At 39.2% G+C, this 9,392-nt stretch carries 9 protein-coding genes and 1 pseudogene; 7 read left to right on the plus strand and 3 right to left on the minus strand.

All coding sequences use genetic code 11. The annotated features are described in order from the left end of the window. Nucleotides 1–102: 102 nt before the first annotated feature. The 3 genes from JOC49_RS12645 to JOC49_RS12655 all read right to left on the minus strand — a co-directional run bounded on the left by JOC49_RS12645 (nucleotide 103) and on the right by JOC49_RS12655 (nucleotide 2,180). Nucleotides 103–756: a Crp/Fnr family transcriptional regulator gene (locus tag JOC49_RS12645; RefSeq protein ID WP_204665402.1), complete on the minus strand. Its 654-nt coding sequence runs from the start codon at nucleotides 754–756 to the stop codon at nucleotides 103–105. Further along, nucleotides 740–1,276 (minus strand): nucleoside-triphosphatase, encoded by a 537-nt coding sequence (locus JOC49_RS12650; protein WP_204665403.1) that lies wholly within the window; start codon nucleotides 1,274–1,276, stop codon nucleotides 740–742. Before JOC49_RS12650 ends, JOC49_RS12645 begins: the two co-directional genes overlap by 17 nt. A 121-nt stretch (nucleotides 1,277–1,397) precedes the next feature. Continuing rightward, on the minus strand, nucleotides 1,398–2,180 hold the full coding sequence (locus JOC49_RS12655) for an REP-associated tyrosine transposase (RefSeq protein WP_204665404.1): 783 nt from the start codon (nucleotides 2,178–2,180) through the stop codon (nucleotides 1,398–1,400). A gap of 155 nt (nucleotides 2,181–2,335) precedes the next feature. Between JOC49_RS12655 and JOC49_RS12660 the strand changes: the two genes are divergently transcribed. The 7 genes and pseudogenes from JOC49_RS12660 to JOC49_RS12690 all read left to right on the plus strand — a co-directional run bounded on the left by JOC49_RS12660 (nucleotide 2,336) and on the right by JOC49_RS12690 (nucleotide 9,375). Continuing rightward, a complete protein-coding gene (locus JOC49_RS12660) occupies nucleotides 2,336–3,136 on the plus strand; it encodes a BCCT family transporter (protein WP_341534687.1) in 801 nt (266 codons plus the stop codon). Between the two features lie 83 nt (nucleotides 3,137–3,219). Further along, the gene (locus JOC49_RS12665) at nucleotides 3,220–4,794 is read left to right on the plus strand and encodes an L-lactate permease (RefSeq protein WP_204665405.1); all 1,575 of its coding nucleotides are present in this window, start codon (nucleotides 3,220–3,222) and stop codon (nucleotides 4,792–4,794) included. A gap of 88 nt (nucleotides 4,795–4,882) precedes the next feature. Further along, nucleotides 4,883–5,968 (plus strand): PfkB family carbohydrate kinase, encoded by a 1,086-nt coding sequence (locus tag JOC49_RS12670; RefSeq protein ID WP_204665406.1) that lies wholly within the window; start codon nucleotides 4,883–4,885, stop codon nucleotides 5,966–5,968. After that, complete coding sequence (locus JOC49_RS12675) at nucleotides 5,968–6,888, plus strand: pseudouridine-5'-phosphate glycosidase (RefSeq protein ID WP_204665407.1); 921 nt, start codon at nucleotides 5,968–5,970, stop codon at nucleotides 6,886–6,888. Before JOC49_RS12670 ends, JOC49_RS12675 begins: the two co-directional genes overlap by 1 nt. Before the next feature lie 111 nt (nucleotides 6,889–6,999). Beyond that, nucleotides 7,000–8,076 (plus strand): diguanylate cyclase, encoded by a 1,077-nt coding sequence (locus tag JOC49_RS12680; RefSeq protein ID WP_204665408.1) that lies wholly within the window; start codon nucleotides 7,000–7,002, stop codon nucleotides 8,074–8,076. Between the two features lie 43 nt (nucleotides 8,077–8,119). Further along, nucleotides 8,120–9,111, plus strand: a pseudogene (locus JOC49_RS12685) (alpha-amylase family glycosyl hydrolase); the annotation flags it as partial. Beyond that, nucleotides 9,112–9,375: a DUF3459 domain-containing protein gene (locus JOC49_RS12690; RefSeq protein ID WP_279381223.1), complete on the plus strand. Its 264-nt coding sequence runs from the start codon at nucleotides 9,112–9,114 to the stop codon at nucleotides 9,373–9,375. The last annotated feature ends 17 nt before the right edge of the window (nucleotides 9,376–9,392 follow it).

Genomic DNA, 9,392 nt, shown 5'->3' on the forward strand with positions numbered 1-9,392 from the left:
ACCGTGGGGCACACGGGGATAGCTCGCTTATGCTGTAGCCATTAGGCTATTCGAACGAGAAGCCCTCACTTCTTAAGTGGTGGGAGTATGTCACCGAAACTGTCATAGGTTTAGTGTAAATTTATTTTTAGTGTAAGCAATGAGACCCTCATTTTGCATCCGGCTAAGTTCGGCGGATAAAGCGCTCCGATTAACATTGAGGTACTGTGCAAGTTCATTGCGGTTAAATGGAATTTCAAATGTATGTGATCCGGTTTTTTCTGCCATAAATGAAAGATACAATCTTATTTTTCGGCGAATAGATTTTTCTGCTAAAAATTCGATTTTGTAGAGTTTTCGCATGTTTTCATTGGCCAGTAGTTGGGTTAGGTTTTCCATTAACTTGAGTTTGTCTTGTGTTGGAATTGACGCCAATGTAATGAGTTCTTTATAGGGTAAAAGAATTATTTTACTGTCTGTTAGACATTTTAGATATAAAGGACTAATTTGAGTTGGTGTGGCTGAAATTTCAAAACCGAATGTTTTATGGTCATCAAAGATTTGGTGTAAGGTGACGTTGCCTTCGTAATCTAGTCGAAATCCTGCAATTTTACCACTAATTAAAAAACCAACGGAATTGAAGGGCTCTCCTGCCCTTAGCAAGACATCATTTTTTTTATAGGTTTTAAGGGTGGGCATCAAGTGCTCAATAATGATATCAAGCGTTTCTTCTGACAAGCCCTCCAAAAGATGTGCTTTTTTAAGGTGTTCTTTCATTGATAGCCTCCTGAATCCATTTGATAACGTGAGCGAGCATCATTTCTCGATTATCAACTGTAAGTGTAAGCAGGTGTGCATTGGGATGTTTTTTAACCTGTTCTAAAAATGGGGTATCCATTGCCTTTACAACTGCTATTACTTTCTTTGTCGTTTGATTCAGGCACTCAAGTACTTTTTCTTGAAATGCCAAAGCTTCGGTTTCAAAAAAACCAAGTTCATCCATAAGCAATACATCTTCTGGCCCACTAAGAGCGTTTTTAAGAATTTCAACACCTAGAGTGTCAAATGTTTCTGGGAAACCCTTCCAATTATACTTGCCAGGAATGCCAATTCTAGAATCTGATGGCGGATCAATTTTCTGATGGCCAAGTGGTCGAATGACAAAAGCCTCAATCTTTCCATTTAAAATATCCGCCTGACTTTTGAAACCGCCAACTGTAACGCCGGTAATCCCCAAAGCGCGCTCGATTAAAGTCGACTTGCCAGCATTCCTTTCCCCCGTAATCAACAAATGCATATCATCCCTCCTCTCCCCCCATTATACCGTACCGCTATTTGTGGTACAACAGGGGACACTTACAGAAAATGGGTTAACCATTAAAAGCATTGCAATTACGCTGATTAGATGATTAACAAAATTATGATTTTACGCTTGTAACATTTTTGCGGTTTATTCCAGTCAATCTTGCAATTTGCCGGTTGGAGAGATGGTATTTCTCTTTTAAAGTAAAAACGATTGTGTGTCTTCGGTCGCTATTAAAATCTGAGACGATTTTTGGATCGGTGACGCCAGCAAGAGCATTGATTAAAAGAATCGCCTCTGGATCTTTTATTTTGGTATTGGCCTCGGGAAGTTCTTTTGGCATCTTGGCGTTGTCAGGAAAAGTACGATGATAGGCGTAAAATGCTTCTTTATTTTTTGCACCTTGATCTGGAAATAGATTTAAAGTGAAATCGACGTTGCAGAAATAGGGCTTTAAAACATACTCATTGTAACTAGACCACTTATACTGATCAATATAAGCCGTTGCATTTGCCCTCAATGGATTTTGATGAATGTAGCGAAGAGCAGTCCTAAAATAATCTTCATCTTCCACTTCAACACTTGTAAAACGACCTTGGAAAAGGTGACCAACCCTGTGATACCTCTTATTGTAATATTTTACAAAAGCTAAATTGATGCGGTGCATAATTTGACTGATTGAATGGCACTCAGGATTTTCACGGATTAATAAGTGAATATGATTTGTCATCAGACAGTATGCAAAAATATCAAATTTACATTCCTCTTGATATTTTTTAAGGATAGCAAGATACATTGAGTAGTCTTTGCTGTCTAAAAAAATTAAATTACGATCATTTCCTCTGGTAATAACGTGGTAAATTCCGCTTTGACTTTTTGTTCTAAATATTCTTGGCATATGAAATCCTCCTTATAGTAGGATAACATATATATCCATATTTTGGAAATGTTTATTTTGAACCACAGGTTGCTATTATAATAAAAATCGCTTTTGCGAGTATTTTTGAAGTTTAGGTATTGGAATGGGTATAAAAGGGTCATAAGTTATGGTAAGTGTCCCTGGAAAAACCAGCAAAAGCGGTACCCTTGCAATTCGGACCTACCGTATTTATACTGAGTGGGTTTACACAAAATATGGGGTATTATATTTCCAACTTTACAGAAATGAGCACTTGGACAGAAACCTTTAGAGGAAGTAACTGGCAGGGTGGTTGGACAGTCTTCTATTGGGCTTGGTGGATTTCTTGGTCACCATTTGTGGGCATGTTTATAGCCCGTATTTCCAAAGGAAGAACAGTCAAAGAGTTTGTTCTTGGGGTTATGATTGTACCGTCACTTTTGTCATTTATATGGATGTCTGTATTTGGTGGCACCGCAATTTTCCAAGAAATGAATGGGATAACCAACTTGGTTGAAATTGTAAATGAAGATGTTTCCATTGCCCTATTTGCAATGCTAGAAAACCTACCTTGGAATGCAATTTTATCGGGTGTTGGAATAGTTCTTGTAACAGTATTTTTTGTAACTTCTTCAGACTCTGGCTCCTTGGTAGTCGATCATCTTACATCGGGAGGAAAACTGGACTCGCCTGTACCTCAGCGTGTATTCTGGGCAATCATGGAAGGTGTCGTAGCAGCGACACTGCTTATTGGCGGGGGACTTACTGCCCTTCAGACGGCTTCTGTCATCACAGGATTGCCATTCGCCATCATACTCATTGCCATAATCTATTCCTTAAGAGCTGGCTTAAAGCAGGAATATGAAATTGAGGAAATCGTAAGAAAGAAAGTTAGAGAAGTACGTGAAGACCATATTATTGGTGAAGTGGTTAATACGCACATGAATAAAGACTAATTAAAGATTAGAAAACATTGAGAATCGGTTTGCCGGTTCTCTTTTTTTAGTTAAAACCATTTAAACACGGGTATTATGATTAAATGAATGATGGCATATTTAATGAAAGGATTAGAGACATGGCATATTTAACAGTTATACCTGTAGCAGTGGTTTTAGTTGTATTACTTATTTTGAAAAAAAGCATACAAACAGCAGGAATTTCAGGATTTACTGTTGCTTTGATTTTTGCAATCTCTATTTTTAAAATGACAAAGGAAGGCATCATGGGTGCAATGGGAAAAGCATTTGCACTTTCTTTTTATGTCTTGATGATCATCTGGAGTGCCTTATTGCTGTATCATGTTTTGGATGAATTTGGCGCAATAAAGAAAATCACAGTATTGTTTGGTCGGTTGATTAGAGAACCTTTTGCGCAATTTATAACACTTTCATGGCTATTGTCCGGTGTTCTGCAGAGTATCTCCGGTTATGGCGTGCCAATCGTTATTGTAGCACCCATGCTAACCGCCTTGGGCTATAATGCTTTTAAGTCATCTGTTGCCGTTCTTTTTGGGCATACATGGGCTGTGAGTTTTGGTTCTATGGGTGCCGCTTATTATACATTATTTTTGGCCACGGGATTAGATCAGCAGAAATTGGGGCTTATGATGATTGTCTTTAATTGTGTGCTCGCTTTTGGAACGGGATTAACAGTCGCATGGTTTCATAGTGGGAAAAAGGGCATGAAAAGGAGCTTGAAATATATATTGCCTTCCACTCTAGGGATTGGCGTTGCCATGTATGGCGCCATAAAATTAGGCAGTTATACCACAGCTGCTTTAGCGGCATCCTTAACAGGTCTTTTAATAACATACGGGGTCTATAGATTTTTTGACCATCAAGACCATCAAGAGTATGAAAATTATTTGGACCGTGTCCCAAATTTTGAAGCTGATATGCCAACAGCTGGCGTTGCATTGGCGCCTTATGTTTTTATTTTATTGGCTATTTTAAGTGTCAATACCTTGCAACTCCCTGACTGGCAATTTGCATTGAGTTTTCCAGAAACCACAACTGGACTTGGATACGTTGCATCAAAAGCAGATCATTATGCAGCAATTCAGTGGTTGGGACATCCTGGCCCTATATTGGGCCTTGCAACTTTGATTTTTTTAGGAATGTTGTATCGAAGAAAAACCATAAATTCAAAACGTTTAAAACGCGCTCTAAATCGCGTTGTAAGGCAAGGAATTGGTGTTTCCATAGGACTTATGGCCTTTATTGCGATGTCCATTGTTATGATGGACTCGGGAATGATTGTAAAAATGGCATCTATGATTTCCAGTTTAACAGGTAAAACTTATGGATTTTTTGCTTCTTTTGTAGGGGCTCTTGGTACTTTGATTACAGGCAGTAACACAAATTCCAATGTACTCTTTGGTGCCTTTCAAGTGGCGGTTGCTAAAGAAATGGGAAAAAATCCTTACCAAATGGCAGCTGTACAATCCATTGCTGGATCGCTTGGTGTCGTTTTAAGTCCAACAATCGTCTATTTGGCAGCGTCAGTTGCAGGAGATGATATAAGCGAATCAACTCTTTATAGGAAAACAATTGGCCCCACTTTAATTTTGACTGCCGTTTTAGGTGGTGTTAATTTGCTTTTATTTTTTTTCTAAAAAGGCTTGACAAGAAAAATAATGTGGTTTAAAATAAACTTAAGTTTAAAAGATAAGCATTTGCTTATTTTCGTGAAAGGAGGTTCCGTTGACTGGTAGGGAAAAAGAGATATTGGAGCATCTTAAAAAGGATCCTATGATGCCTCAATCGGATTTAGCAGACTTACTTGGCATTACACGTTCTTCTGTAGCCGTGCACATTGCCAACCTAATGAAAAAAGGGCATATTCTTGGAAAAGGGTATATTGTTCGAGAAGACGCATACGTTTGTGTTATAGGAGGATCCAACGTAGACATTCAAGGATTTCCCACAACTGAATTGATTTATAGGGATTCAAATGTCGGAAAAGTAAAAGTATCTATGGGTGGTGTTGGGCGGAATATCGCTGAAAATCTAGTGCGAATGGGCGTTCACACAAAATTGATTAGTGCCATTGGAGATGACCTGTATGGTGACAAGATTTTAGAAGAGGCAAAAAGCGTGGGTCTCGATATGGTGGACACACTTGTGGTTCAAGGTGGAGAAACATCTACTTATTTGTCCATTTTAGATGATAGCAAAGACATGATTCTTGCGATTTCACACATGGACATTATGGAACACTTAACAATTGAGTTTATAAAAAGAAAACATCATATTATTGAAAATGCGGCACTTTGTATTTTGGATACAAATTTACCACTTGAAACGATTGAATATATTTTGACAACCTTTAAGGACAAACAGTTTTTCCTTGATACAGTGAGCAGTACAAAAGCTCAAAAAGTAGCGTCTTTGATTGGGTATTTCAACACCATTAAACCCAACCGTATAGAGGCTGAAATGTTGACAGGGGTTCCAATTAAATCGGAAACGGATGCAACAATTGCAGCAGACCGGTTTCATGAAAAAGGTGTTGTAAATGTCTTTATCAGCATGGGTGAGAAGGGCATTTATGCCAGTGGCCCAGAAGGCGGCCAATTTATAAAAGCACCCAAGATTGAAATTGTCAATGCAACTGGAGCAGGAGATGCCTTTATAGCGGCACTTGCTAAAGCCAGCCTAATGGAATTAACCCAACTGGAAACAGCGAAGATGGCCATTGCCGCATCTGGCATAGCCTTATCACATGAAAATACAATTAATCCTCAAATGTCTGAGGGATTACTATTTAAGAAAATGGAGGTACTCTAATGAATTTAAAACCTTATCTTTCAGTAGGTGAAGAAGTGGCTAAGGCCATTGCAAATGGACAACCTGTGGTGGCACTTGAGTCTACAATTATTTCCCATGGTATGCCTTATCCACAAAATGTCGAAACAGCCCTTGAAGTCGAACGGATTATTCGTGAAAATGGTGCTGTGCCTGCAACAATTGCAATTTTAGGTGGCACTTTAAAAGTGGGCCTGACACCAAAAGAAATTGAATATCTTGGAAAAGCAAAAAATGTTGTAAAGGCATCTAGACGAGACATCCCATTTATTATTGCAAAAAAACTAGACGGTGCGACAACTGTTGCTTCAACAATGATTCTTGCTGCACTTGCAGGTGTAAAAATATTTGCAACCGGTGGCATCGGTGGCGTGCATAGGGGCGCCCAAGAAACCTTTGATATTTCGGCAGATCTTCAAGAATTGGCCAACACCAATGTAGCGGTTGTTTGTGCAGGAGCGAAGTCAATTCTAGATATTGGACTTACACTTGAATACCTTGAAACCAATGGCGTTCCCGTTGTAGGCTATCAAACAGACGAACTCCCTGCCTTCTATACGCGAAAAAGTGGGTTTGGCGTTGATTATAGAGTAGATGACCCTAAAGAAATCGCAGAAGCCCTAAAAGCAAAATGGGACTTGGCACTAAATGGTGGCGTGGTTGTGGCAAACCCAATTCCAGAGGCCTATGAAATGGACTTTGACACCATTAACTCAGCCATTAACAGTGCCGTTTCAGAAGCTGAAGCCCAGGGCATCAAGGGTAAAGCATCCACACCATTCCTGCTTGCAAAAGTTAAGGAAATTACAGCAGGCACAAGCTTAGATGCCAACATTGAGCTTGTCTATAACAACGCAAGAGTTGCTGCACAAATTGCTGTGGAACTGTCTAACTTGAAGTAAAAAAAACAAAACGAGCATACAAACCACTTAGCTGAATGCTGGGTGGTTTTCTTTATAAAGTATGGGTATTAATTACTATATGCATTTAAAAGAGAAGGGTGGTGATTGCCCATGTTTATAATGTTTCCAGAAGACCATCATTATTTTGACATTACAATGCTTCTTTTGTTGGTTCTGGTATTGACCATTGCAATTGTTCTGTCTAAAATTCAAAATCGAAAACTCCAAAAAATGAACAAGAACTTAAGCGATTTGCGCCAGGAACTAGAGGAAAAAAACAAAATGCTTGAAGAAGTGGCAACCAGAGATAAATTAACTGGCATTAAGAATCGAAATTACTTTGACCAGCGTTTATACGATGAAATGGCAAAGATGGACCGGTATGGTGGGGATTTGACCTTGATTTTTTTTGACTTGGATCATTTTAAAAATGTCAATGACCGGTATGGACACGACATTGGAGATGAGGTGCTGGTAGCCATTGCAAAACATGTTGATGGGTTGATGCGAAAAAGCGACCTTTTTGCCAGATGGGGTGGTGAAGAGTTCGTCGTTTTACTGCAAAATACAGATGTAGAAGGGGCAAAAGAAGCCGCTGAAAAAATTCGAAAAGAGGTAGAAGCTATAAAACATCCAGGTGTTGGGCAGGTAACCGTTAGTTTAGGCGTAGCCCAAAGGCATCTTGAAGAAGACCGGGAGAAATGGTTTAAACGTGCAGATGCTGCCCTATATAAGGCTAAAGCAGAAGGCCGCAATCGGGTTTGTACGGGTGAAAGCTTTGAAGATGAAGCCATGCTTGATATCAAGTGGTTACCAAGTTATATCAGTGGCCACTCTGAAATAGACAAACAGCATCAAATGCTTTTGAAAATTGGGTCTTCCATTATTAATGCGACGCTAAAAGACAAACCCATTGAAGTGCTTATAGAACAGATGGATCAACTTATTGAGCATGTCCAGTATCACTTTGCCTACGAAGAAGAGGTCCTTTTTGAAATAGGCTATGAAGGCTACAGCAAGCATGTAATTATTCATGGCAATCTGATCAAAAAAGCAGAAATTCTAAGAAACAAATTGGCCATTGGGCGTATTGATCCAATTGAAGCATTTGATTACTTTGTGAAAGACATTATCATAAATCATATGATCCGTGAAGATTCAAAGTTTTTTAATCGGTTAAAGGTTTAGATGTTAAGGGGCGTGATGTCTTTTGAAATGGTGGCAGGAACGTGTGGTATACCAAATTTATCCAAGAAGTTTTAAGGATACAAATGGAGACGGGATTGGAGACTTAAATGGTATTATTTCAGAGATAGAAACATTGAAAGCACTTGGAATTGGCATATTATGGATTAGTCCGGTTTACGCCTCGCCAAATGTGGATTTTGGGTATGATATAAGTGATTATTATGCCATTCATCCAGACTATGGGACTATGACAGAAATGGTTGACTCAGAAACCAATGCCTATTATCTGCACCTGTTTACAAAACATCAACCGGACCTAAATTATCATAACCCAAGCGTCATTCAAGAAATTCAAAACATCATGGAATTTTGGCTTGAAAAAGGTGTGGATGGGTTTCGGTGTGACGTTATTAACATCTTATACAAACAGTCTTTAGACAATAGTAAGAAACGGTTGGTGTTACCAGGCAGTGAGTACTATCTGTCAAAATCCGGTGTCCACGCATTGCTAAAGTATTTTCGTAAAACAGTTTGGGACAAATACAAGTGTTTTACAGTGGGTGAGACCGTTTTTGTAACGCCAGAGGATGCAAAGAAATTTATTGATCCAAAACGGCAGGAACTGGATCTCGTTTTCTCTTTTGAGCATGTGGAAACAGACCAGTTCATTGTAAAATGGTTTAAACGGAAGTTTAATTTAAGACGGTTTGCAAAGGTTATTTTCAAATGGCAAACGGCCCTCTATTGGAATGCAAATTATTTGGAAAACCATGATCAACCTAGGAGTGTCTCACGGTTTGCAGACGACCATAAGTACTGGCACTACGCTTCAAAAATGCTGGCAATGCTGTTAATGACCCTTAAAGGGACTCCGTTTATCTATCAAGGCCAAGAAATTGGTATGACTAATTTCGCCTTTATCAATGGTCAGATGCTACAAATGCAGGTTTTTCTGTTAAGACGCCTTGGATACAAGTCAATCCCAATTACGTGAAGATCAATCGCAAATCCCAAGAGGCAGATCCGGACGCCTTACTGAATTTTTATAGGCAATTAATTGAACTCAGGCAGATGAACCCCGTACTTTTATCGGGTGACTTTGTACCTTTAAAAGCAACTCGATCGCTAATGGCATATGAGCGGCAAAATTCAGAGAAAACTTGGGTTGTTGTGCTTAATTTTTCTGAAAAAGAACGTAAAAACCCTTATTCTGGACGATGCATTTTAACTAAAATAGCCGAGAAGTCCCCCGCCTCTAAGCCACCTTGCTCACGGAGTGAGAGTGCAGGTGGGGGATGAATCGGCTTGTTTTTGAC

The sequence above is a fragment of the Fusibacter tunisiensis genome (assembly GCF_016908355.1).
GTDB classification, from domain to species: Bacteria; Bacillota; Clostridia; order Peptostreptococcales; family Acidaminobacteraceae; genus Fusibacter_D; species Fusibacter_D tunisiensis.

What these genes read in the sequence shown, in the direction of transcription:
- JOC49_RS12645 (WP_204665402.1), bottom strand. Translation starts at nt 756, where the DNA reads ATGAAAGAACACCTTAAAAAAGCACATCTTTTGGAGGGCTTGTCAGAA.
- JOC49_RS12650 (WP_204665403.1), bottom strand. Translation starts at nt 1,276, where the DNA reads ATGCATTTGTTGATTACGGGGGAAAGGAATGCTGGCAAGTCGACTTTA.
- JOC49_RS12655 (WP_204665404.1), bottom strand. Translation starts at nt 2,180, where the DNA reads ATGCCAAGAATATTTAGAACAAAAAGTCAAAGCGGAATTTACCACGTT.
- JOC49_RS12665 (WP_204665405.1), top strand. Translation starts at nt 3,220, where the DNA reads ATGAATGATGGCATATTTAATGAAAGGATTAGAGACATGGCATATTTA.
- JOC49_RS12675 (WP_204665407.1), top strand. Translation starts at nt 5,968, where the DNA reads ATGAATTTAAAACCTTATCTTTCAGTAGGTGAAGAAGTGGCTAAGGCC.
- JOC49_RS12680 (WP_204665408.1), top strand. Translation starts at nt 7,000, where the DNA reads ATGTTTATAATGTTTCCAGAAGACCATCATTATTTTGACATTACAATG.